This is a genomic window from Cryobacterium algoricola (genome assembly GCF_004402485.1).
Classification (GTDB): Bacteria; Actinomycetota; Actinomycetes; order Actinomycetales; family Microbacteriaceae; genus Cryobacterium; species Cryobacterium algoricola.
On the sequence record NZ_SOFG01000009.1, the window covers coordinates 131,709 to 153,511 of the forward strand.

Consider the following 21,803-nt stretch of genomic DNA (forward strand, 5'->3'; position numbering starts at 1 on the left):
CATGAGCCACGCACCAGACACCACCATCGCCCCCGTCCGTCGCGGCGGCCTCTCGGCACTCTGGAACCGGCTCCCCGTCGTGCACCAGGTGAAGCAGAGCATGGGCCTGCAGCGCGGGATGCTCGTCACCGGCCTCGTCATCACCGGCCTGTTCGTGCTCACCGCCATTTTCGCCCCGCTGATCTCGCCGTACGGCTTCAGCCAGCTGCGAGACGCGAACGGTCCGTTCGGCGCGCAGGTGCCCCCGGGCGGCGCCCACCTCCTCGGAACCACCGTCGGCGGCTACGACGTGCTGTCCCGCGTACTCTGGGGCGCCCAGACCGCGTTGTTCGTCATCGTCGTCGCGGTCCTGCTCTCCATCTTCGCCGGAGTGTTCCTCGGCCTCGTCTCCGGCTACTTCGGCGGCTGGCTCGACCGGATCCTCGTCGTCATCTGTGACGCCGTCTACGCATTTCCCTCGCTGCTGCTCGCGATCGTGATGTCGATCGTGATCTCCGGCGGCAAGTCCGACCTGGTCGGCGGCGTCTTCGCGGCAGCCATCTCGATCACCGTCGTGTTCATCCCGCAATACTTCCGGGTGATCCGCGCGGAGACCGTTCGGATCAAGGCGGAGGCCTACGTCGAGTCCGCCCGGGTCCTCGGCGCGAGCAACGGGCGGATCATGTTCCGGCACGTGCTCCGGAACGCCACGCGTACCCTCCCGCTCATCTTCACCCTGAATTCCTCCGAGGCGATCCTCACCCTCGCCGGACTCGGCTTCCTCGGTTTCGGGATCGAACCGAGCGCAGCGGCCGAGTGGGGCTACGACCTGAACAAGGCCCTCTCGGACGTCACGAGCGGCATCTGGTGGACCTCGCTGTTCCCCGGGCTCGCAATCGTGCTCGTCGTGCTCGGCATCACTCTCGTCGGCGAGAGCCTCAACGACCTCGCCGACCCGCGCCTCCGCGGTCGCCGCTCGGTCGGCAAGGTCGTCTCCGTCGTCGCCGCGACCTCCGTCGTACCGGGCGGCACGCTGACGGGCGGCCCTGGCGGCCTCGACGGCCTCGAGGGCGGCGCCGACGGGATCGACGCTGACATAGACAGCTTCACAGACGAAGGATTCGAGGACCGGTCATGACCGAGGCATTCACGACCGCCCCCGAGCCGGCCGGCCGGGTGTCCGGCACCGCGCGCAGCTCCGACGTGCTCAGCATCACCGACCTCAGCGTGACCTTCGCGACCGATGCCGGCGCGGTGCGCGCCGTCGCCGGCGTCAGCCTCCGGGTCGCTCCCGGCGAGGTGCTCGCGATCGTCGGTGAGAGCGGCAGCGGCAAGACCGTCACCGCCAAGACCATCCTCGGCCTGCTTCCCGAGACCGCGACATCGTCGGGGGCCGTGTTCCTGAGCAGCAAGGACGGCTCGAGCACGAACAACGTGATCTCCGTCGGCAAGCAGAAGCTCCGCCAGCTCCGCGGCACCGACGTCTCCATGGTCTTCCAGGAGCCGTCGACTGCGCTCAACCCCGTCTACACCGTCGGCTGGCAGATTATGGAGGGCATCAGGGCCCACGGCCAGGTCGGCCGCGCCGAGGCGAAGAAGAAGGCCATCGAGATCCTCGGGAGGGTCGGCATCCCCGACCCCGAAATCCGGGTCAACTACTTCCCGCACCAGTTCTCCGGGGGCCAGAAGCAGCGCGTCGTGATCGCCATGGCCCTCGTCCTCGACCCCGGCCTGATCGTCGCCGACGAGCCGACCACCGCGCTCGACGTCACCGTGCAGGCCGAGATCCTCGACCTGCTCCGCCGCTGCCGCGACGACTTCGGCACGGCCATCGTGCTGATCACCCACAACATGGGTGTCGTCGCCGACCTCGCAGACCGGGTCGCGGTGATGTACCAGGGCAAGGTCGTCGAAGAAGCGGATGCGCGCACCCTCTTCGCGTCCCCCCAGAACGACTACACGAAGAAACTCCTCGCCGCCGTGCCACACCTCGGCCAGGGTGTCGTGCACGCCGCCGACCGCGCGGCCGCACGGAAGCCGGACTGGGCAGCGGGGACGCCCGTCGTCGTCGCCGAGGACCTGCGGATCGAATATCCCGGACGACTCGGCCGAGGCGGCTTCACCGCCGTCGACGGCGTGAGTTTCAGCATCCGCCCTGGCGAAGTCCTCGGCCTCGTCGGCGAGAGCGGAAGCGGCAAGACCACGATCGGCCGCGCCATCGCCGGCCTCACCCGGGTGACAGACGGTTCCCTGACCGTGCACGGTCACCAGATGAACGGCTTCAAGGAGCGCGCCTTCAAGAAGCTCCGCAGCGACATCGGCTTCGTCTTCCAGGACCCGGCATCGAGCTTCAACCCGCTGCTGACCATCGCCGACTGCGTCGCTGAGCCCCTGATCGTTCACGGCCGGGCGAAGAACCCGGCCGCGGCGCGGGCGAGGGTCGACGAGCTGCTCGAGGCCGTGCAGCTGCCGCGCAGCTACGGCGACCGGTACCCGCACGAGTTGAGCGGCGGCCAGCGCCAGCGCGCGAGCCTCGCGCGGGCACTCGCGCTCGAACCCAGCCTGCTGATCGCCGACGAGCCCACCTCGGCGCTCGATGTCTCCGTACAGGCCCGGGTCCTGGAGCTCTTCGCAGAACTCCAGCGGGAATTCGGTTTCGCGGCGCTCTTCATCAGCCATGACCTCGCCGTCGTGGACATCCTCGCCGACCGCATCGCGGTGCTTTACCACGGCAAGCTCGTCGAGGAAGGAACGAGCGCGGAGGTGCTCGGCGATCCGAAGGATCCGTACACCCAGCGCCTGCTCGCCTCCCTGCCCGTCCCTGACCCGGTGGAACAGGCCGAACGCCGTGAGAAGCTGCGGGAGCTGCGTACGGCAGGATAGGAAGTATGACTCGCGGCGCGGCATGGACCTTTCCCATCGCGATGGATGACCTGTCCGTCTCCTATCCGGCCCATGGCGCGAGCGACTCCTACTCCGCCCTGCGCGGGATCACCCTCCGGGTCAACCCGGGCGAGGTGCTCGGGGTGCTCGGCGAGAGCGGTTCCGGCAAGAGCACCCTCGCCAGGGTGCTCTCCGGGACCGGGGGGTCGGCCGGCAGCACCGACGTGCGGCCGCAGATCACCGGCGGCGAGGCGACCGTGCTCGGGCTGCGGCTGCGGGGCATCAGCCGCCGCAAGCTCGCCCGGCTGACCCTCGAGGTCGGGATGCTGGCCCAGGACGCCGGCCAGACGCTTCCTGCGACGCTCACCGTCGGCGAACTCGTCGCTGAGCCCGTGCTCGAACGCGACGCCCGGTACCAGCCCGGGGCCCTCAGTACGCTCGTGGCGACCATGGTGGATGCCGTGCGCCTGCCGCTCACCCTGCTCACGAAATACCCGTACGAGCTCAGCAGCGGGCAGCGGCAACGCGTCGCACTCGCCCGCTCGCTCGTGCTCGGCCCGGCCCTCCTGATCGCGGACGAGCCGCTCGCCGGCGTCGACGTCACCGTTCGGGACGCCGTTGTCGACCTGATCGGCGAGCTGCAGCGCGAACGCGCCTTCGCGGCCGTCGTGATCAGCTCGGACCTCGCCGTTCTCCGGCGGGTGGCCGACCGGATCGCCGTGCTGCACCAGGGCGTTCTCGTAGGCCTCGGCACGATCGATGAGGTCTTCGCCGACCCGTGGCATCCCTACGTCGCAGACCTTGCGGCGGCACTCACCAAGGACGGACAGCATGACAGCGATTCCTGAGCCGGCCCAACACGAGGCCGTCCTGGCCGGCACGGTCACGCCCGTTCCGGTCGCACAGCGGCCGCCGAGCGGGCCGATCGCCATCCTTCCGCACCCCGCGGACACCGCGACCTGGGCGGTGCAGGCGGCCGGGGGAGTCCTGGCACCGCTCTCGGAGGCGACCCGCGGTCTCATCTGGCTCTCCTACGGCCGGGCGGAGGAGCTGCGCGCCGCCCTCGACGACAACCCCGGCATCGGCTGGGTCCAGTTGCCCTGGGCCGGCGTCGACGCGTTCAGCGACCTCCTCGCCGAGCAGGACCGGCCCGGCCTGCTCTGGACCAGCGCGAAGGGCGCATACGCCCAGCCCGTCGCCGAGCACGCCTTCACGCTTACGTTCGCGCTGCTGCGTGTGCTGCCCAAGCGGGCGCGGGCCGTGAGCTGGAGCACCCTGCCGGAAGGCCGGTCCCTCTACGGGCGCCACGTCGTGATTATCGGCGCGGGAGGCATCGCCCTCGAACTCATCCGGCTGCTCGAACCCTTCGGTACCACGGTTACGGTCGTGCGCCGCTCCGCCGAGCCGGTGGCCGGGGCGGCGCGCACCGTGCAGACGAGCGCCCTGCACGAGGTCCTTCCCGATGCCGACGTCGTTGTGGTCGCCGCCGCGCTCACCGCGGACACCCGGCATCTGATCGGGGCACCGGAGTTCGCCCTGATGAACCGCAACGCCAACCTCGTCAACGTCGGGCGTGGCCCGCTCATCGACACCGATGCCCTCGTCGCGGCCCTCGCCGCCGGGAGCATTGCCGGCGCGGCACTCGACGTGACGGACCCAGAGCCACTGCCGGACGGGCATCCGCTCTGGACGGAGCCGCGCTGCCTGATCACGCCGCACTCCGCGGACACGCCCGAGATGACCGCGCCGCTCCTCGCCGAGCGGATCCGGCTCAACGTGCTCGCGTTCCTCGGCGACGGGCGTTTCGTTGGCGTCGTGGACCCGCAGCGCGGGTACTGAGCCGGTAGCCGGAACGCCGGGAGGCGACCGCTTCCCGGCCTCGATTTGGCGAACGGCCGATTCTTGGTAAAGTAATAACGCTGTTCAAGCGGAAACGCTGTTCCAGCTTTTCCTCGATAGCTCAATTGGCAGAGCATCGCACTGTTAATGCGACGGTTCTTGGTTCGAGTCCAAGTCGGGGAGCGAAAGGCCACTCAGGGCTCCACCCCGGGTGGCCTTTTCTATTTTTCTTTTCTCTTTTCGTCTGGAAGTTCTGGAAGGGCGACACCGTGGAGTTCTGGCCTCTCGCAGCCGGCGTGCTCGCCGTCGTCTCCGCGATCGTGCTCACCCTCTGGGTCGTCACGGCGGTACGCCTACGCCGCATCACCTTCGACCGTACGGCGGCCGAGCGGATGCGCATCGACCTCGAACTGTCCCTCGCGGAACAGAACGGCCGCCTCGGCATCATCCGGGAGCTTCAGGACGGCGCGGTGCTGAACGTCTCCCGGTTGATCACCCAGGCAGAGGGCGCCCGGTACACGGCGGAGAACGACCCTGCGAGCGCGGTCCGGGTCGCGACGGCCCTCGTCGAGGACGGCAGGGTCGCCCTCGCCGACATGCGCAGGGTGCTCACGATCGTGCGCGAGGGCGAGGCCGTCGACACGCCCCAGCCGGGGCTGCAGTCCGCGCGGAACCTGTTTCGGGTGATGCGCGACGCCGGCCTCGAGGTGAGTTTCGCCGAATCCGGGGACCGTTTCCCGCTCAAGCCGGGTGCCGAACTCGCGATCTTCCGGATCCTGCAGGGTGCACTCGCCAATGCCCTCACGCACGGCGGCCGCGGCACGTCCGCGAGCGTCTCCTTCGCCTGGACCAGGGACGGCCTGCAGCTCCTCGTCGACGATGACGGCATCCGTGCGGCCGCCCGCCGGGTGAGTTCAGACCCCGACGAGATCGCCGCGGCCACCCGGTACACGATCGACGACGACCTGCACGCGCTCAGCGAGAGCGTGTCCGGTGCGGGCATCACCCAGATGCGCGAGCGCGCACAGCTCTTCGGCGGCACCTTCACGGCGGGCACCGTTCCCGGTGTCGGTTTCTCCGTGTCCGCCGTCTTCCCGTCCTTGCGCTACCACAACGGTGTGCACGGCGTGAACCTCTCCCGATAGCGGATGACCGCCCAGGTCCCTGCCCCTGACGGCGGCGACGGCGGCGACGCCGAGGACACCGCGGCTCAGGACGCCGCGGCTCAGGAAGCCGCCGCCCGGGCGCTCGACCGGGTCGCGACTCGCGAGGGAATCGCCGTCGGCGTCGCGACGGCCGCATACGGGCTCTCCTTCGGGGCGCTCTCCGTCGCCTCCGGCCTCACGCTCTGGCAGACGGCGTTCCTCAGCCTCGTGATGTTCTCCGGTGGATCCCAGTTCGCCCTGATCGGCGTGCTCGCGGCCGGCGGGGTCGCTTCGGGCCCGTCGGCGATCGCCGGCGCAGCGCTGCTCGGCACCAGGAACGGGCTCTACGGGATCCGCACGGCGCCCATCGTCGGCCGGGGCTGGCTGCGCCGGATCGCGGCGGCCTGGATCACGATCGACGAGTCGACGGCGGTCGCGCTCGCGCAGCCGACACCGCGGTCGAGTCGGCGCGGATTCTGGGTGACCGGCCTCATCGTGTTCGCCGGCTGGAACCTGACGACCTTCGTCGGCGGGCTGATCGGCAACACCCTCGGCGATACCCGGGCGTACGGTCTCGATGCCGCTGCGGCCGCCGCCTTCGTCGGACTGCTCTGGCCACGCCTGAAGCGACGGCAGGCCCTCGTCGTCGCCGTGGCGGCCTTCGTGGTGGCCACGGCCCTGACGCCCGTTCTCGCGCCGGGGCTGCCCGTGCTTGCGGCGGCGCTCGTCGCCGTCGTCGTCGGCTGGTTCGACTGGGCAGGACCTCGCGCCGGCGCACAGCGCGGCACGCAGCCCGGCACGCTGCCCGGCACTCCGACGCGGGGGAGTGGCACGTGACGCTCTGGCAGATCGTGATCGTGGCATCCATCGCCTGTGTGGTGCTCAAGCTCGCCGGCTACCTCGTCCCGGCTGCGGTGCTCACGAAGCCCGCTCCGGCGAGAATCAGCGAACTCGTCACCGTCGCCCTGCTCGCGGCACTGATCGCGGTGCAGACGCTCGGCTCGGGACACGGGATCACCCTGGACGCCCGGGTTCCCGCGGTTCTCGTCGCGGTCGTCCTGTTCGCGCTCCGGGCGCCCTTCATCGTCGTCGTGATCGCCGCCGCGCTCGTCGCAGCAGGCCTTCGAGCCCTCACCTGAATCGACCGATACCGTTCCGGTCGAGAGTTGCCGTTGCGCCGGTCACTCTCGACCGGAAAGATCCGCGAAGCGGTACTACTCGTCGAGGTTGTCGACGCCCGGCATCCAGTCGAGGCCGGGACCGCCCCAGCCGCGCTTGCGGGTGACCTTCGTGGCGATCTTCGCGTAGAAGTGCTCGAGCCGATCGACGTACACCGTGCCGTCGAGGTGGTCGTATTCATGCTGGAAGATCCGCGCGAGCCAGCCGTCCGCATGGATTTCGAACGGGTTCTGGTCGAGGTCCACGGCCCGGAGGATCGCCCGGGGGGAACGGAGCAGCGGGAAGCGCTCGCCCGGGTACGACAGGCATCCCTCGACGTCCTCGTCCTCGTCGGCCTCTCCGGCAGGGACCGGCGTGATCCAGAGCTCGGGGTTGATCGCGACTCCGCGCCACTGCCGGTTGTCGTCGTCGAGATAGCCGTAGGTGAACAGGCGCAGCGGGATGCCGACTTGCGGGCCGGCGAGGCCGACCCCGGGGGCCGCGTCCATCGTCTCGAACATGTCCTGAACGAGATCGCGCAGCTCCTGGTCGAAGGTCTCGACGGGCTTGGCGGGGGTGTGGAGGACGGGGTCCCCGAAAATAACAATTGAGCGAACGGCCATTCAGCAAGGATATCGGGCTGTTCCGTCGTAGGGTCATTGAGTGCACCTCGACCTGATTGACTTCACCGTCGACCTCCCCGTCGACCCTCGCCAGGCGATCGGCATACCGCTCGCCCTGATCGGCGGAGTCTTCCTGTCGCTCGGAGCCCAGTTCCAGCACCGAGGTGTCAACAAGGTCGAAGCCAACACCGTCGCGGTCACGGGAGGGCTCGACCCGCATCAGTTGCTGCTCCTGCTGCGCCGGCCGTCCTGGGTGATCGGCACGCTCATGCTCGTTCTCGCCATCGTCTTCCAGCTCTCCAGCCTGGCCTTCGCCCCGATTATTGTCGTGCAGCCCCTCGGCGCCGTCGCCCTGGTGATCACCGCCGTCGTGAACGCACGGGTGACCAAAACCCCGGTCAACCGGGCGTCGAAGATCGCGATCGCGTTCTGCGTCGGCGGCATCGGACTCTTCGTGACCGTCGCCGCGTTCTTCGCCGTCGACAAACCGGTCACGGACAAGAACCTCGTTACCATCCTGATCGTGCTCGGAGTGGTGCTCCTCGCCTTCATCCTCGCGTTCGCGCTCCTGCACACCAAGTTCAAGGCGATCTTCTATATCACCGGAGCCGGCGTGCTCTACGGTTTTGTCGCGACCCTCGCCAAGGTGATCATCAACCGCACCCAGAACGGCAACTTCGAGTGGCTTACGCTCTGCTGCGTCGCAGGTCTCCTTCTCGCGGCGTCGCTCGGCGCCTACTTCGTGCAGAATGCCTATTCTTCCGGTCCGCCCGATCTCGTCATCGCGGGCCTGACCGTGATAGATCCGCTGGTCGCGGTCGGAATCGGCATCGTCGTCCTCGGCGAGATCGCCCAGGCCCCTCTTTGGGCGGGGTTCGCCTTCGCTCTCGCGGGTGCGATCGCAATCTGCGGAGTCATCCTGCTGTCCCGGCACCACCCGCAGGCATCCGTTACCGTATCGGAATAGGGCGCGCCGTCGCCGAGGATGGGCGAGAACACGCGGATTTAGAATAGGGTGCTAGGAGAAGTCGGCCACATTCTGGCCGTCCATGCCCGAATTTCCGCCGGATGACGACCTCCGGCCCACACACGTTGGGACACCACCACTTTGTCAGACTCGACCGCTTCGCCACTAGGTTCGACCCCTGTGGCTCCGGGTTCGAAAAAGCCGATCAAGGTCCTCATCGCCTGCGACACGTTCGCCCCCGATGTCAACGGCGCGGCGAAGTTCGCTGAGCGTCTCGCCGCCGGCCTGACCTCCCGTGGCCACGAGGTGCAGGTCTTCGCGCCGGCCGCCTCGGCCAAGCACGGTACCTGGATGGAAGAGCACGAGGGCCAGACGTTCCTCGTGCACCGGATCAAGAGCTGGCGCTGGTACCCGCACGACTGGCTCCGCTACGCGGTGCCGACGCTGATCCATGCGGAGAGCCGCCGAATCCTCGACACCTTCAAGCCGGACGTCGTGCACTTCCAGTCCCACATCAACATCGGGCGCGGCGTCACGATCGAGGCCGCGAAGCGCGGCATCCGCATCATCGGCACGAACCACTTCATGCCCGAGAACATGCTCGAATTCACGCTCATTCCCAAGAGCATGCACGAGCGACTGATCAAAATGGCCTGGAAGGCCGCTCGCCGCACCTTCGGCCGGGCGGAAGCCGTCACGACCCCGACCGTGCGCGCCGCCGAGTTCCTGGAGAAGTACACCGGACTCGAGGGTGTGCTCGCGATCTCATGCGGCATCGACGCCCACAACTATTCGCCGTCCTTCGAGCCGCGCACCGAGAACCGGATCCTCTTCGTCGGCCGTGTGACGAGTGAGAAGCAGATCGACGTGCTCTTGCACGCTGTGACGCTGCTCGCGCCCGAACTGGATGCCCAGGTCGAGATCGTGGGCGGCGGCGACCAGAAGCGCAACCTCGAGCACCTCGCCCAGAGCCTCGGAATCAGCAAGCGGGTCGTCTTCCGCGGTTATGTCACCGATGAGGAACTGCGGGACGCGTACACCCGCGCCACCCTGTTCGCGATGCCGTCCATCGCAGAGCTGCAAAGCATCGCGACCATGGAGGCGATGGCCTCAGGCCTGCCGATCGTTGCCGCCAACGCCATGGCGTTGCCACACCTCGTCCACGACGAGCAGAACGGGTACCTCTTCGAACCGGGAAGCGCCCAGGATCTTGCCGACAAGCTGACCCTCGTGCTCACGGCCGGGCCCGAGGCACTCGACGCTCTCAAGCACGAGTCGCTCAGGCTGATCGGCGCGCACGACATCAATCGCACCCTCGACACTTTCGAGAGCCTGTATCGTGGGGAACCGGTGGTCGATGCGATCACCTCAGAGGCCGCCGCCCACTCCACGGAGTGATCGCGGTTGGGGGCGGTAGCTCAGCTGGTTAGAGCAGCGGACTCATAATCCGTCGGTCCCGGGTTCAAGTCCCGGCCGCCCTACTCGAAGTATGGTTTGATCAGGGTTTCTTGTCCTCACAGAAGGGGCAAGACTTGATGCAGACATGGTTTATCCATGGTTTATTCGAAAGTGATCGCCTGCCACCGGCGCTCACTATGAAGGTGCACGACCCGGTTCGATCGGGCTGGAGTGACCTCGAATACCTACTGGTCATGGATACTGAACGACTCTTCGGGCTCGGTCTAGAGCCTGTACTGACGACAAGCGAACTCGCCGAGTATCTCGGCGTGCAGGTGCAGGCCATCTATGACCTGCGCACCGACGGCCGCGGTCCTTCTGGCATTCGAGTTGGACGGGAGATCCGCTATCGAGTCTCCGACGTTCGCCGATGGCTGGACGGCCTCCACGAGCCCGAATCATCCTTGAGTAGTCGAGGTGGCGAGCACTGATGGCGGGACGACCACGACTTCCGATTAGTACGTTCGGTGCCATCAAGACGACCAAGATCGGTCCAGACCGGTACCGGGCAACGACTGTATTCCGCGACTGGGACGGGCAGTCGCGGCAAGTGGGCGTGACCCGTTCGAGTCGTAACGCGGCGCAGTCAGCGTTGAAAGTCGAACTGGCCGGGCGCATGCGTGCTGGTGGGGTCGGTGACGCGCTGAACGCGGGCTCGCCGTTCCCGATGCTGGCCGACGCCTGGCTTGAGGACGTAATGCTCGACGTGGACCGTGCCCAAGGGACCAAAGACACCTACAAGCGGGAGCTGCGCGTGCTCGTCATGCCCTTCTTCGAGCACTTCACCATTCGCGAAGTGACCGTCGGGCGCATCGAGCTCTTCCTGAAGAAGCAGCGTGAGAAGTCCTACACGCGAGCGAAACACTCTCGCACGATCCTCAGCATGATCATGGCTTTCGCGGTGCGCCGGGAGATCATCACACGCAATCCGGTGAAGGAAACCTCGCGGATGAAGAAGCCCCCTCACACCCCCAAGGCGCTCACGACGGAGCAGATCGCCGCAATCCGACTCGCCGCCCGCGAATGGCGTACGGGGGAGGGCACGAAGGGGCCACGATCCGACGGACAGGTGCGGGACATCATCGAGGTGATGCTCGGCACAGCAACACGCATCGGGGAGGCGCTCGCGCTTCGGCAATGCGACGTGGATCTGGATGCCGATCCGCCGCGAGTGACCGTCAGTGGCACGCTCGTCGTGCACAACGGCGTCGGTGTGCTCCGTCAGGCGCATCCCAAGACGCACGAGTCGAACCGCGTCATTGCCGTACCGCAATTCGCGGTCGACGTGATCCGCCAACGCCTGGCGCTGATCGATCCGGACGACGCGGAACACTTACTTTTCTACTCACGGAATGGCACGCCGCTCACGCCGTACAACGTCAGACGCACGTTCCGGGGGATACTCCGGAACGCTGGCCTCGAGGACATGGAAATCAGCCCACACTCCTTTCGTCGTACCGGCGCGACGCTGCTCGCCAACGAACTCGGTATCCAGGCGGCGGCCGACGTGCTCGGACACACGTCGACATCGACGACGAAGGCTCATTATGCCGAGCCCGACCGGACGGTGAAATCGGAGGCCGCAACGGTACTGCAACGGCTGGCGCCGCCGCCGTCGGGGGACCCCACTCTCTCAGAGACGCCCAACTCGGAGGCCGGTGGCCCGGTGGTAGGCCCGGCTTCGGGCAGGGCAGGTGCCAAACGTAGGCTCCCTGACCGACAGGACTGATACGGCGAAAACCGGACTCGGCCACACAATGCTCTTTCCCTACCTGCACCGCCGACCTTGGTTTGTCGCAGTAGGGGAACCTCATACGGGACGCCCACACTTCGAGAACATCGCGGACGACCGTGTGGCCCAACGGCCAACCTGAGAGCGATGCCAGCACGGGAAGCGCCATACCGGGGCCGGTGTAGTTTTCGGGCTGCAGATCGTTGTTGATTTCATGCGAGTCACCTGGTGGGGAAGCACCTTCCACCCGCGCGACTCGTAGAACGGCACGACGGCACGTCAGAGCCAGATTGCGGAAGCGGGTCGACGCCTCTTCCAGTAGTCGAAGACCGACACCTGAACCTTGAAGCGAGGGCTCGACGCCAAGTAGGCCCACGTCAAACCTTGCCATCGATCGGTCTGCCGGGCCCCGGAGATGTGTTGCCTTTCAAGTAACGCAGTCGGCTTCGCCGACCCCTCGCGTCCAGTAGCCTTGGCCGACGACACTCGGGTAGCGGGGGATGCAATGCAGAGGATTTTTGATGTCCGCATCACCAAGTGGTACTTCAAGCTCCTGTATGTCGTCGGAGTATGGCTAGTCCCAGTCCAAGCCCTCCTCAGCGCAGTGAACGCACCCGTGCTGGTTGGCAGCTTGCTAAATGCGGCAATTACGTTCGCAAGCGTCCTCGTCGGGGCGAGGTTGTTCCGTGGCCGAGGCGAACCGGTCGCGCCACGCCGGCCTTGGTGGAAGATGACTGCCAGGCCGCTGCTCAGTCGCGTGCTCGGCATCATTTTTGTGCTGGCTGTGGCGTCAACCTTGCTCCTCTTCATAACTGCCGCTCTCGGAGCTGATCGTTCGGCGAAGACACTGGCCGGCCTGACAATCCCCGAGACGATATTCGACATCGTCCTTGAGGCCGCGCTGGCGTTCCTATATCTGAATTCCGCTGTTCGCTTGGCGAGGATGCCTGTCCGAGACCGAGAACCTAAGTTCAAACCGCCGCTGAAACTCAAGTAGGTGGGTCGTGTCTGGGCGCCCGCAAGCCGGACGACCAGCGCGACAGATCCGCGGCCATTCCACCCAATGGCGTCGAGTGCTGACGCTGTGTCACAAGGGAACCCTCTGCGGGACGAATTGAACTCCCCGCGGTCGACAGCGTCAGGGCATGAATAGAATGAAAAATCCGGGTTGGCTCGCCGCCCGGCGTTAGTAGCGGCCTGGATACCGCTCCGAATCGTCTCGCCACACCCTCGGCCCCAGGTTTTCAGAGGCGCGTCTACCGTCATCCTGCGGGCGCTTTGCGGTCCCAATCCCGGTCGCGCAATCCGCTGCTCGCGATGCGGCTGCTGCCTATTCGTTGTCGTGGCCGTCTAACGATTCCAGGGTTTCGCTTGCAGCTTGCAGCTTGGGCAGACGCGCTAGCTCGCACTCGGTACGTTTGGCTCATGGACTTATACAGCGTCGGCCTCCCGACCGGCATCTACACCGTAGTCGCGCGCGGGGAATCGCTCGCACTCGACTGGATCGTTCTCGCCGCGGACCGTGCAATTAACCCGACTCTTTTGGGACAGAGGGTCCGCGGGGCGCTGAACACTGCCAAAGCGTCCACGGACGGACTGTGCCAGGCATGAGCGGACGAAACACTGAGTTTCCGCTGAGCCCGAAGCGGGACGCGTGGCTGCTGGGCGCTGGATTCTCGAGAGCAGCGTCATCAGCCATGCCTCTTACGGATGAACTCGGCAGAGAGGCGTTGGAAGAATTGCGGAGACAAAGGCCGAACCTAAGCTTCGCTGCACCACAGTTTTCGGCTGCCGGCCTAACCTTTGAAGCTTGGCTCACATGGCTTGCCGAGCGCCAGCCCTATGAAGACGAGCCGGAGGCATACGCGCAGCTGGCAGTCTTCACCGCAACCCAGGCCGCGATCGCGGAGGTCCTGCGACGACGCGAGACTTCTGCGTCGACCGATCTGGCGGCCTGGTTTGACGCATTCATTGACCTCGCGCACCATGCTCAAACGCCCATTATCACGCTCAACTACGACACGTTAGTCGAGCAAGGTTTGTACCAGCGCGGCTATCGCGACGAGCGCGAATTCCTCCAACCCATGGATGCCGTCGTCGGATTTCCCAATGGGAGGGGCATGTTCATGGCCGTCCCGCAGGGTTTTGTCCGCCATCCAACGCTTCGCGTTTACAAGTTGCATGGCTCTACCGACTGGCACTACTTCCCCGGCGACACTAGCGGCGCGACGCTGGATCGTATCGAGGTGGGTCCCGGACGAGCGATGGAGGACCTCGTTCCGGTGATTGGCGGACGCTCCCCATTCATTGTGCCGCCTACATCTTCGAAGAGCCGCTACTTCGACAATCCGAAGACGCGCTTCATCTGGCGGGAAGCCCGCCGCGAACTCGAACAAGCCGATCGAGTTGTCCTGATTGGCTACTCACTTCCCCTGACAGATACGAATCTCGCGAGCTTGCTTGCGAGGACTCTGTCAGAATCCAAATCTGAAGTCCTCATAGTGAACCCCGAAGCATCAGAAGTCGCTCGGCGGCTGGAGGCTCTCGGCGTTGACTCGTCACGCATCATGACTCTCGACGGTATAACGTGCGTTGCAGAGTTCGTCGAGCAGGAATCCGAGGAAGTTAGTCGCCGCCTGGCGGCGAGTCTCGCCGAGTCCTATCAACAGCGCCTCAATTCACCGGTAGCAGTGGGTTGGCCGTATCCGGGCGCTTACTCGGCCGTCGAGGGCTACGAAGTTAGGGAACATAGCCTGACTTTTCGCGTCGCGGGTTTCGGCCCGCTCCGAACCCTCGCAAGGCCAGGCGCCGTCTTGCCCGAAGGACAGGAATTTTCTGTCGCGATGACTCTCGGCGACCTGCCGTCACCAGACCCGACAAAGTCGCTCCGTGCAACCGACGGGCAGACGACATGGACGCTCGCCGGCTATGTGGCTCAACTCAATGACGTTGAGCTAGGGACGAGTCGCGTGGCGTACCAACATCAAGCCGACGACGACTGGATCGTGTTGCGTCCTGTCGGAAGAGCCCCGGCCTGATCCCCAGGAGCAGGCCGCCTCTCGACTGCGACCGGGACATCTTCACGACGAGGTCGTGTAGGTGGGGCGACCGCTGCGTCCCATACATTCGACAAGGACGAACGGCGGCGGCACCGTCGCGCATAGGAGCCACCTCATCGGGAACCTTGACCGGGCGCCCGACGTGAGCCGTGGATCCCTCAGCGGGAATCGCGGCGTCGGGCGACGATAGCTGCAACCGGGCGCTGGCCGGCGGTCTTCCGGACGTGCGATTCGACGACGTCGAAACCGGTCGCATTCAACTCGGCGCTGAGGACATCCACGGGCCATCGGTATGCCGGCGTGACGGCGTGGGCGAATTCCTCGACCGCATGGCCTTCGAAGAATCCGACAAGCAGCGTACCGCCGAATTTGAGCGCGCGGCTCAACTCTTGGAGAGGAATCCGTATCGTCTCGGGCTCGTAGTGAATGAGGGAGTACCAGGAGAGGATCCCGCCAATTGAGCCTGTGTCGGCGTCGAGCGATTCGAGACTGCCGAGTGTGTAGCTCACACCGGGAAAGGTGTTCGTGGCGTACGTGACGAACTCGGGCACCACATCGACCCCGCGAGCAGCATGGCCTTGCTCAGCGAGGAAGTTCGTCCAATGGCCCGGACCACAGCCCGCATCGACGATTTCCCCGTCGACATCGCCGGCCCACTTGGAAACGAGGTGGAGATCGGATGGGTGCACGGCAGCCATTGAGCCCAAGACCTCGGTGTACTCCCTAGCCCGGCACGAGTACGCGGCGGTGCTGACCTCGGTGACCATGCGACCGAGTCTAGGCATTGCGGACCCACGTGCCCGTAAGGCGCACGTCCATGGACGCAGATTCGGCGCCAACCCGCCGAAGTTCCGAACTCTCCGGAGAGTGGCGCTTAGAAACCCTTAGCGGGACGTAGAACTGGCGACCTTCCGTCACTGTGTCGCAAAGCAGTCGCCGTTACAGCGCTGGTGCCTCGAGAAGCCGCCGGGGTTGCCTGAGCTTCCGTGCAACGCGTCGCACGGCGACGCACTACCGAAAATTCCATCGGCTGCGGGCCGTCGCACTCAAGACTGCGGGAACATGGACAATCGGAGGATGTGGCCGAACTTTGTTGTCAGCGGTGACCTCCGTCGCGAGGGACACGCCTTCCATCCCCAGATCAAGTGGCCTGACCTTCGTGTTGTCGTTGACCCGGCGACTCAACTGGATCAGGTCACCGCTCGCTACATGCAAACGTTGAGGGGCCGCCCAACCGGGGTTCGCATCTTTCAAGAGGGAACCCCCGACAGCGCTGAGTTCCAGACCTTTCACGTCCCTGAGGACCGCCACAACGGCGACGGCGTGGTCGTCCTCCGACAGGAACACGGAACCGGCATGCATGGGCTGTTCTCGCTCGAGAACAACGTCGAATCCGCCTACAACTGGGCCGCACACTTTGGGCTTAACCCCGAGGAAGCGCGCGCGCGACAGATCTTCCTCGAGGTCGCCATCGCCCTCAGCGCGGACGTACTGATCACAGACAACGCCTATGAGCTGGTCAAACCAAACCGCCGATCGCCCTTCGCCGCCACGCCGGCTGAGTCCCTGGCAGTCATCGGACTCCACCAACGGCTGCAGGGCCAAGTGGTCGTGAGTGATGCCTTCCTTGACGGGGTTCTTCAGACATCACAAGCGGAACACGCGCAAGCATGGTCGATGATGTCGGCCCTGCGTGATCTGTTCGACAGGACGTATCAAGAGGGCCCCGAGTTTCTAGATCTCGTGCGTGCATGCGGCGACCGCCTCAAACGCGTCCTCGACCTCAGGGACCGACTGCTCTTCGGAAGCATCCACCCGTCCAAGTCGAATCTCTTCGGAGAACCCGAGGTCCTCGTCGAACAAATCGCGTTGAACCTCAGCGGGATGCTCGACGCGCTGGCCCGCGCGCTGAACACTGCGCTACAACTGGGTGCCGCACCAAACCACTGCTCACTCGGCAACAAGCGATTCACGCGACGAATCCCTCTGGCGGCCCGCGCGATCCTGCTCGACCCCAGGAATCTGAAGCTGATCGACCTCGTCGCCGGCATTCGGAACACCATCCACCACCTCGACCTTGGCGGGGGAGGGGAAGGCGACTCTCGCGGACGTACCACCGCGCAGCTCGTCTCCGTCGACAAAGACACGGCGGAGAAGGTGCGAGAAGTGGCGGCGATACTCGGACGTGAGGACTCGTGGATCGCACACGACCTGCCAGAGCTGAGCTTGATGCTTCGCCCGGTTCCGCTCACCGAAGACCTCATCGAACACTGCGTCGCTATCGTTCAACATTTGGCCGCGGTAATTGATTGGCCTGGCGAACATGAACAACGGCAACAGAGGCCGGAAGAGGACCCGTCAGACTCGGCACGATACGGCCCAACCCTCGAGATCATCAGGAGGCTGTACGGGCTCGACCCGGCCGCCAACCACTCGCTGCACTGAACAGATTGACTGCCTTCTCTTGCATGTCAGCCGCCGCCAGGCCGGGGGGATTCGTTCGAGGGACGCTCAGACGCCGAGCGTCAGCTCGGTCAGCTATGAAGCGGCCAAGCCGGGCACCGAGGGCAACCACCGCGCCCGCTCATGGACAAGGCCTGCATCGTGGCCGTGCCTGAGTGCATCCCGTCCTTGCCCGCAGAAATCGTCAGTGCGCCGGCCCGTCGCACCGTGGGGGTCACCCCCGGTCTGTCGGTGTGCGGTAGGCGGACCCCGAACGAGCACTCCGGCGCTGTTGCGGCGTTCGTCGCCGTCAAAGGCCCTCGGTGTCGCGTTTACCCTGCCCGAGATTATGCCCGATGACCGGGGGTCAAATGCAACACTGCCAGCCGCCGACGCATGCATTCACCCGGTCCAGCCTGGTAGTGGGCAAGCGCTGACCCTTCCCACCGCAGATCATGGCGAGTCGGCTCGAGCGTAGAAGTCGTCCTCGGCCTCGCGGCGCCTGGCGACATCGTCCACGACGAATTGCACGAAGTCCTCTTCACGATCGCTGATGACGATGTCCTCGACGGCGTCCGTGGGCGTTTCGCCTGGCCAGGCGGTTTGGCGGGTCGGTCGGTCGCGCTCGAGCCGTGTGCCCGATGTGGCCACCCAGTCGTGGAGGCGTTGGCGGGCGTCGGCGAAGTCGCGGTGCCAGCCGAATGGGGCGGAACCGTGTTGGTCGGGGTCGTAGGCACAGAGCCAGTGCAGGTGTAACGCGGAGAGTTCCCAGACGAGTTCGGGGTGGCGGTGCCAGAAGGGTGGCACGACGGATGCCGGAAGTCCGTAGGTCCGTCGGAGCCAGTGCACCCACTTGTTGAGTTCGATCCATTCGACCTCGGCTTCCTCAGCGGTGAGCAGGTTCCAGTTGATTGGATGCGGCGGCTCAGGTGTGAGTGGATCGAGATCGTCGAATGAGTTCTCATCGAATACGTTCTCGTGGATGGGGGCGTCGAGATCGTCGGGTTCCCACCCGGTTAGGGGCTCGGCCATCGCGGCTTCATCTTCCCATTACGGCCGCACCGCTGCGGGCGGGCCCGGCCAATTGAGCCGTGACTCTTTGCGCGCCTGGTGTATCTCGCTCGGCGCCCGCGACTGAGCGGTGGGTTCGGTCGACGCGATAGTCGGTGCGCGCTAGGTCGTGGCCGATCTTCTTCGCAACGAACTCCTCGCGGTCGATCAGTTCTCCGTCGCGCTCAACTTGAAAGGTGCGGACGTAGCCCTCGGCGACGAAACTGTCGCCTTTCGCGAATCGGGTGAGCGCGCGGTCGGCGGTGGCGCGGTATGCGACGAGGTCGTGGAAGCTCGGCTCGAGCACGGTGAAGTCGCCGTTGCCCTCGCGGCGGAAGTGCGGCTGGCCGATGCGCACGTAGAGGCGGGTGTCGCCGTTCTCGGTGACCGAACGCTGCGGTTCCGAGGCGATGAAGCCGGACAGCGACTGTTGGGTGTGAAGTGCCATGGGACTTGACCTCCTGTGATCGGGCGGATCGTCGTGATCCGCGCTCACTACGAGGTGCGCCGAGCGATCCACGGTGCACGTGCTGAGGCGAGTGCTTCGGCCTCGCATTCACCGGTTCGCGATGACGAGTTGGAGCGCGGGTTGTGGGCCGGCAAGGCCACGCCGTCTCACTAACTCGGATGCTCCGCGGTCTCCGCTTGCTCGGTCGGCCGCGTCAGCTCGTCGTGAATCGGCGCTCGCATCCACTGTTCGATCTCCTCCCGGTTCGCGCGCAGCTCCTTGGCGTCGGGGCGTCCGGTCCACATTCGGAGGCTTGCGACGACCGGCGGAGCTGCGCGGAGCATGATCAGACCGGTGCCGAAAGGGAGGGTGCGAATGGTGTCGGGCGGCATGATCGCGACGCGCCGGATCGAGCGCTGAGACGAGCGTGAGCCGCGGTCACCGATCGTCGTAGAGTCGGTCGGTTCGTCGCGATCGCCAATGAGAGTCGAGAGGTCCTGGAGGTCCCGGGAGTTGGATCCTCCGCCGAGCACGATCTTCACGATCGAGGAGTCCCAGATGGTGCCGGCCGCGTTGTCGCTCCATTTCGTGCGGGCCTGCGCGAGGGATTGCAGCACGGGCATGGTTGTGATGCCGGTGCCGCCGCCTTCGGCCATGAGATTAGGGAGCGAGGGAAGCGGGGCGAGGTTTCCGATCTCGTCGAGCGCCAGGAGCAGGGGCGGGTCAAGGCGTGCGCCCGCGCTGCGTGCTGCGATGCGGCGGGCAGTCTCGACGAGGTCTTCCACGAGCGCGGAGACCAGGGCGGCAGAATTGTTGGAGCCTGCGCCGGTGGCGAGGAGGTACAGGGTGCCGTTGCCTCGCAAGAACGCTTCAGGGTCGAACCCTTCGCCCTCGCCCGGCGAGACGGCATCCAGCACTCGTGGATCCGCCAGTGCACCCAGCGAGAGGGAGACGCCCTGCCAGATGGAGTCGCGGGTGCGGGGGTCGGCCTCGAGCATTGCTTGCAGGGAGTCGCCCCAACCTATGGCCGCGCCCGGAGTGCTAAGCAGGATGGAGACCGCGTCGTGGGCGGCGGCCGGGTCGAGGGTCCAGCGGAACAGTTCGGCGGGTGGGCACTGGTCGAGTGCTGCTGCGTGGAGCAGCGATTGGAGGGCGGTGCGGGTTTTTGCCTCCCAGAATCCGCCGCCGTCGACACCGCCGGCGGCCAGCCCGGTTCCGGCTGCAAGCCCGGCCGCGCGGATCATCGCGGTGAGAGGGTCTTCGCAGCCGCGGATCGGTGACCAGCGCAGTCCTACTGGGATGCCCGGCGCCAGTTGTTGGGGATCGAAGACCGCGACGGGGCCGATCCGCTGTCGTGCGCGGAGTGTGGTGGTGAGGTTGTCGGGGCGGGTGGAGGTGGTCACGACGGGGCCGGGGGCGTCGAGGATGGCGTTGATCACGATGTGGGCTCCCTTACCGGAGCGGGGCGGGCCGATCACCAGGATCGAGTCCTCGACGCTCGCCCAGACCGTGGTGCCGCGGGATCGGCCGATCCGATAGCCGACGTCACGGGGGCCGGCGTGCGTCAGGGAGGGCCGCAGGTGCAGCGCGCGCTTCATCAGTGCCGACCGCGAGGCGGCGCGTGCCACCTCGGAGCGGGTTGCGAGGCCGGGGATGCGGTGCGGGTCGGCCTTGGCGGTGCGGGCCGTGGTGCTGAGCATCCGCCACAACCAGAGCGCTGCTGCCGCAGCCAGACAGATCAGCAGGATCGCCGTGAGCCAATACGCGACGGGGCTGAGGCCCGGTGCCTGCAGGGCCGCCGACGGATGCCCAGGCTCGAGCAGAACGGCGAGCCCGGCTTCTGGCCCGCCCGCGGGTTGCACACTGCCCGTCGCCCACGCAGCGACGGCACCCGCAACTCGAAGCAGGAGAGCAAACAACGCCGTGCCGATCAGGAGTCCAATGCCGACGTTGGCGAGTTCATCGCCGAGCGTGCCTTGCGGTCGCGGTGTGCTCATGAATGCTGCTTCCGTTCGGTGGAGGTCCGTTAGAACCGCAGGTCCGGTCCGGTCCGGCTAAATCGTCTGGTGGGGGAGTAGGCGAAGGTACGGTCGCCGGAGAAGCCGGCGGTGGAGTCCAGCAGGTCCGTCACGTCCTGTGCGTCGACGACCAGGCTTGCGATGCCTTCCTGGATCAGCCGATGGCATCCGGCACTTGCCGCGCTCGTGACCGAGCCGGGAACGGCGCCGACCGGGCGACCGAGAGAGTGAGCCTGTCCTGCGACGTTGAGGGAGCCGGAGCGATGTCCCGCTTCGACGACGACCGTCGCGCCGGAGAGGGCGGCGAGGATGCGGTTGCGTTGGAGGAAACGCCACCGCGTCGGCGCGGAACCGGGCGGGAGCTCGCTGACGAGTAGGCCGCCGCTGTGCTCGATGCGTTCGAAGAGCTGCTCGTGGCCGGTCGGGTAGAGCCGGTCGAGCCCGCTGGCGAGCACGGCGACCGTCGAGCCGGGATAGGCCACGGTGGCCGCCCGGTGCGCTGCGCCGTCGATGCCGTAGGCGCCCCCGGAGAGGATGACGCGGCCCTGGGAGGCGAGTTCTGAGGCAAGCTCGGTCGCCACCTGGCTGCCATACGCGGTCGCGGCACGGGCACCGACGATGGTGACTCGACCGGGGAGCGGAGTCGAGATCCGGCCGGGGTCGCCCTTGAGCCAGAGCGCGATCGGTGCGCTCGCACCGAGTTGTTGTAGCTCTCCGGGCCAGTCGATGTCCTCAGGGGTCAGCAGCTGTAGTTCGTGGCGATCCATGTCCGCCCGGATCCGGTCGATCTGTCCCGGGTTGATTCGGGGGGCCATCCGTCTTCGCCAGAGCTCGCCCTCGGCGGGGTCGACGCCGTTGGGCAGTCGAACGCCCGAGGTGATCAGCTCCACTGTCTCCGTGGCACCGAGCCGGGCGACGAGTGTTCCCGTGACGATGTCCCCGGGCTCGGACAGCGCGGCGAGCATCATCCTCGCTTCTTGTTCGTTCAGGCTTTCAGCCATG

General features: G+C 66.2%; 20 protein-coding genes and 2 tRNA genes. 16 read left to right on the plus strand and 6 right to left on the minus strand.

Going from position 1 to position 21,803, the window contains the following annotated elements; all coding sequences use genetic code 11:
• Position 1 precedes the first annotated feature (1 nt).
• From E3O44_RS05880 to E3O44_RS05915, 8 genes are all read left to right on the plus strand, one after another.
• A complete protein-coding gene (locus tag E3O44_RS05880) occupies positions 2 to 1,117 on the plus strand; it encodes an ABC transporter permease (protein ID WP_134533459.1) in 1,116 nt (371 codons plus the stop codon).
• A complete protein-coding gene (locus tag E3O44_RS05885; protein WP_134533460.1) occupies positions 1,114 to 2,862 on the plus strand; it encodes an ABC transporter ATP-binding protein in 1,749 nt (582 codons plus the stop codon). Before E3O44_RS05880 ends, E3O44_RS05885 begins: the two co-directional genes overlap by 4 nt.
• A gap of 5 nt (positions 2,863 to 2,867) precedes the next feature.
• Complete coding sequence (locus tag E3O44_RS05890; protein WP_198415876.1) at positions 2,868 to 3,710, plus strand: ATP-binding cassette domain-containing protein; 843 nt, start codon at positions 2,868 to 2,870, stop codon at positions 3,708 to 3,710.
• A complete protein-coding gene (locus tag E3O44_RS05895; protein ID WP_134533461.1) occupies positions 3,694 to 4,701 on the plus strand; it encodes a D-isomer specific 2-hydroxyacid dehydrogenase family protein in 1,008 nt (335 codons plus the stop codon). Before E3O44_RS05890 ends, E3O44_RS05895 begins: the two co-directional genes overlap by 17 nt.
• A gap of 110 nt (positions 4,702 to 4,811) precedes the next feature.
• Positions 4,812 to 4,884: transfer RNA gene (locus tag E3O44_RS05900), tRNA-Asn, on the plus strand.
• A gap of 86 nt (positions 4,885 to 4,970) precedes the next feature.
• Positions 4,971 to 5,846 (plus strand): sensor histidine kinase, encoded by an 876-nt coding sequence (locus tag E3O44_RS05905; RefSeq protein ID WP_134533463.1) that lies wholly within the window; start codon positions 4,971 to 4,973, stop codon positions 5,844 to 5,846.
• Positions 5,847 to 5,849: 3 nt separating this feature from the next.
• Entirely contained in the window at positions 5,850 to 6,683 is an 834-nt protein-coding gene (locus E3O44_RS05910) for an AzlC family ABC transporter permease (protein WP_134533465.1), read from the plus strand.
• Positions 6,680 to 6,985 carry an AzlD domain-containing protein gene (locus tag E3O44_RS05915; protein WP_134533467.1) on the plus strand — a complete coding sequence of 102 codons (306 nt, stop codon included), beginning with the start codon at positions 6,680 to 6,682 and terminating at the stop codon, positions 6,983 to 6,985. The genes E3O44_RS05910 and E3O44_RS05915 overlap by 4 nt, the downstream gene beginning before the upstream one ends.
• Positions 6,986 to 7,060: 75 nt before the next feature.
• On the opposite strand, the gene def is transcribed toward E3O44_RS05915, so the two are convergent.
• Positions 7,061 to 7,627 carry a peptide deformylase gene (gene def / locus E3O44_RS05920; protein ID WP_134533469.1) on the minus strand — a complete coding sequence of 189 codons (567 nt, stop codon included), beginning with the start codon at positions 7,625 to 7,627 and terminating at the stop codon, positions 7,061 to 7,063.
• A gap of 40 nt (positions 7,628 to 7,667) precedes the next feature.
• Here def and E3O44_RS05925 point away from each other — a divergent pair, with 40 nt between their 5' ends.
• From E3O44_RS05925 to E3O44_RS05955, 7 genes are all read left to right on the plus strand, one after another.
• Positions 7,668 to 8,594, plus strand: a complete 927-nt coding sequence (locus E3O44_RS05925) for a DMT family transporter (RefSeq protein WP_134533471.1) — start codon at positions 7,668 to 7,670, stop codon at positions 8,592 to 8,594.
• A gap of 180 nt (positions 8,595 to 8,774) precedes the next feature.
• Positions 8,775 to 9,992 (plus strand): glycosyltransferase, encoded by a 1,218-nt coding sequence (locus tag E3O44_RS05930; RefSeq protein ID WP_241976095.1) that lies wholly within the window; start codon positions 8,775 to 8,777, stop codon positions 9,990 to 9,992.
• A 9-nt stretch (positions 9,993 to 10,001) separates the two neighbouring features.
• Positions 10,002 to 10,075: transfer RNA gene (locus E3O44_RS05935), tRNA-Ile, on the plus strand.
• 54 nt (positions 10,076 to 10,129) lie between these two features.
• Positions 10,130 to 10,483, plus strand: coding sequence for a helix-turn-helix transcriptional regulator (locus E3O44_RS05940; protein ID WP_241976109.1), 354 nt, complete (start codon positions 10,130 to 10,132; stop codon positions 10,481 to 10,483).
• Positions 10,484 to 10,602: 119 nt separating this feature from the next.
• Entirely contained in the window at positions 10,603 to 11,781 is a 1,179-nt protein-coding gene (locus E3O44_RS05945; RefSeq protein ID WP_166792556.1) for a tyrosine-type recombinase/integrase, read from the plus strand.
• Between the two features lie 475 nt (positions 11,782 to 12,256).
• Positions 12,257 to 12,781 carry a hypothetical protein gene (locus E3O44_RS05950; RefSeq protein ID WP_134533477.1) on the plus strand — a complete coding sequence of 175 codons (525 nt, stop codon included), beginning with the start codon at positions 12,257 to 12,259 and terminating at the stop codon, positions 12,779 to 12,781.
• Between the two features lie 610 nt (positions 12,782 to 13,391).
• Positions 13,392 to 14,822, plus strand: a complete 1,431-nt coding sequence (locus E3O44_RS05955) for an SIR2 family protein (protein ID WP_134533479.1) — start codon at positions 13,392 to 13,394, stop codon at positions 14,820 to 14,822.
• Positions 14,823 to 15,001: 179 nt separating this feature from the next.
• On the opposite strand, the gene E3O44_RS05960 is transcribed toward E3O44_RS05955, so the two are convergent.
• Entirely contained in the window at positions 15,002 to 15,610 is a 609-nt protein-coding gene (locus E3O44_RS05960) for a class I SAM-dependent methyltransferase (RefSeq protein ID WP_134533481.1), read from the minus strand.
• 310 nt (positions 15,611 to 15,920) lie between these two features.
• On the opposite strand from E3O44_RS05960, the gene E3O44_RS05965 reads away from it, so the two are divergent.
• Positions 15,921 to 17,288, plus strand: coding sequence for a S8/S53 family peptidase (locus E3O44_RS05965; protein ID WP_134533483.1), 1,368 nt, complete (start codon positions 15,921 to 15,923; stop codon positions 17,286 to 17,288).
• A 450-nt stretch (positions 17,289 to 17,738) separates the two neighbouring features.
• Here E3O44_RS05965 and E3O44_RS05970 read toward each other — a convergent pair whose 3' ends face one another.
• The 4 genes from E3O44_RS05970 to dprA form a co-directional block, all read right to left on the minus strand.
• Complete coding sequence (locus tag E3O44_RS05970; RefSeq protein WP_134533485.1) at positions 17,739 to 18,317, minus strand: hypothetical protein; 579 nt, start codon at positions 18,315 to 18,317, stop codon at positions 17,739 to 17,741.
• Between the two features lie 7 nt (positions 18,318 to 18,324).
• The gene (locus E3O44_RS05975) at positions 18,325 to 18,783 is read right to left on the minus strand and encodes a single-stranded DNA-binding protein (protein ID WP_134533487.1); all 459 of its coding nucleotides are present in this window, start codon (positions 18,781 to 18,783) and stop codon (positions 18,325 to 18,327) included.
• A 170-nt stretch (positions 18,784 to 18,953) separates the two neighbouring features.
• Positions 18,954 to 20,780, minus strand: a complete 1,827-nt coding sequence (locus tag E3O44_RS05980; protein WP_134533489.1) for a type IV secretory system conjugative DNA transfer family protein — start codon at positions 20,778 to 20,780, stop codon at positions 18,954 to 18,956.
• A gap of 29 nt (positions 20,781 to 20,809) precedes the next feature.
• Complete coding sequence (gene dprA / locus E3O44_RS05985) at positions 20,810 to 21,802, minus strand: DNA-processing protein DprA (RefSeq protein WP_134533491.1); 993 nt, start codon at positions 21,800 to 21,802, stop codon at positions 20,810 to 20,812.
• Between the last annotated feature and the right edge of the window lies 1 nt (position 21,803).

Bases quoted from the DNA above. Each gene is read 5' to 3' on its own strand.
- E3O44_RS05880 (WP_134533459.1), top strand. From the start codon at position 2: ATGAGCCACGCACCAGACACCACCATCGCCCCCGTCCGTCGCGGCGGC.
- E3O44_RS05885 (WP_134533460.1), top strand. From the start codon at position 1,114: ATGACCGAGGCATTCACGACCGCCCCCGAGCCGGCCGGCCGGGTGTCC.
- E3O44_RS05890 (WP_198415876.1), top strand. From the start codon at position 2,868: ATGACTCGCGGCGCGGCATGGACCTTTCCCATCGCGATGGATGACCTG.
- E3O44_RS05895 (WP_134533461.1), top strand. From the start codon at position 3,694: ATGACAGCGATTCCTGAGCCGGCCCAACACGAGGCCGTCCTGGCCGGC.
- E3O44_RS05910 (WP_134533465.1), top strand. From the start codon at position 5,850: ATGACCGCCCAGGTCCCTGCCCCTGACGGCGGCGACGGCGGCGACGCC.
- def (WP_134533469.1), bottom strand. From the start codon at position 7,627: ATGGCCGTTCGCTCAATTGTTATTTTCGGGGACCCCGTCCTCCACACC.
- E3O44_RS05940 (WP_241976109.1), top strand. From the start codon at position 10,130: ATGCAGACATGGTTTATCCATGGTTTATTCGAAAGTGATCGCCTGCCA.
- E3O44_RS05955 (WP_134533479.1), top strand. From the start codon at position 13,392: ATGAGCGGACGAAACACTGAGTTTCCGCTGAGCCCGAAGCGGGACGCG.
- E3O44_RS05960 (WP_134533481.1), bottom strand. From the start codon at position 15,610: ATGGTCACCGAGGTCAGCACCGCCGCGTACTCGTGCCGGGCTAGGGAG.
- E3O44_RS05965 (WP_134533483.1), top strand. From the start codon at position 15,921: ATGTGGCCGAACTTTGTTGTCAGCGGTGACCTCCGTCGCGAGGGACAC.
- E3O44_RS05970 (WP_134533485.1), bottom strand. From the start codon at position 18,317: ATGGCCGAGCCCCTAACCGGGTGGGAACCCGACGATCTCGACGCCCCC.
- E3O44_RS05975 (WP_134533487.1), bottom strand. From the start codon at position 18,783: ATGGCACTTCACACCCAACAGTCGCTGTCCGGCTTCATCGCCTCGGAA.
- E3O44_RS05980 (WP_134533489.1), bottom strand. From the start codon at position 20,780: ATGAGCACACCGCGACCGCAAGGCACGCTCGGCGATGAACTCGCCAAC.
- dprA (WP_134533491.1), bottom strand. From the start codon at position 21,802: ATGGCTGAAAGCCTGAACGAACAAGAAGCGAGGATGATGCTCGCCGCG.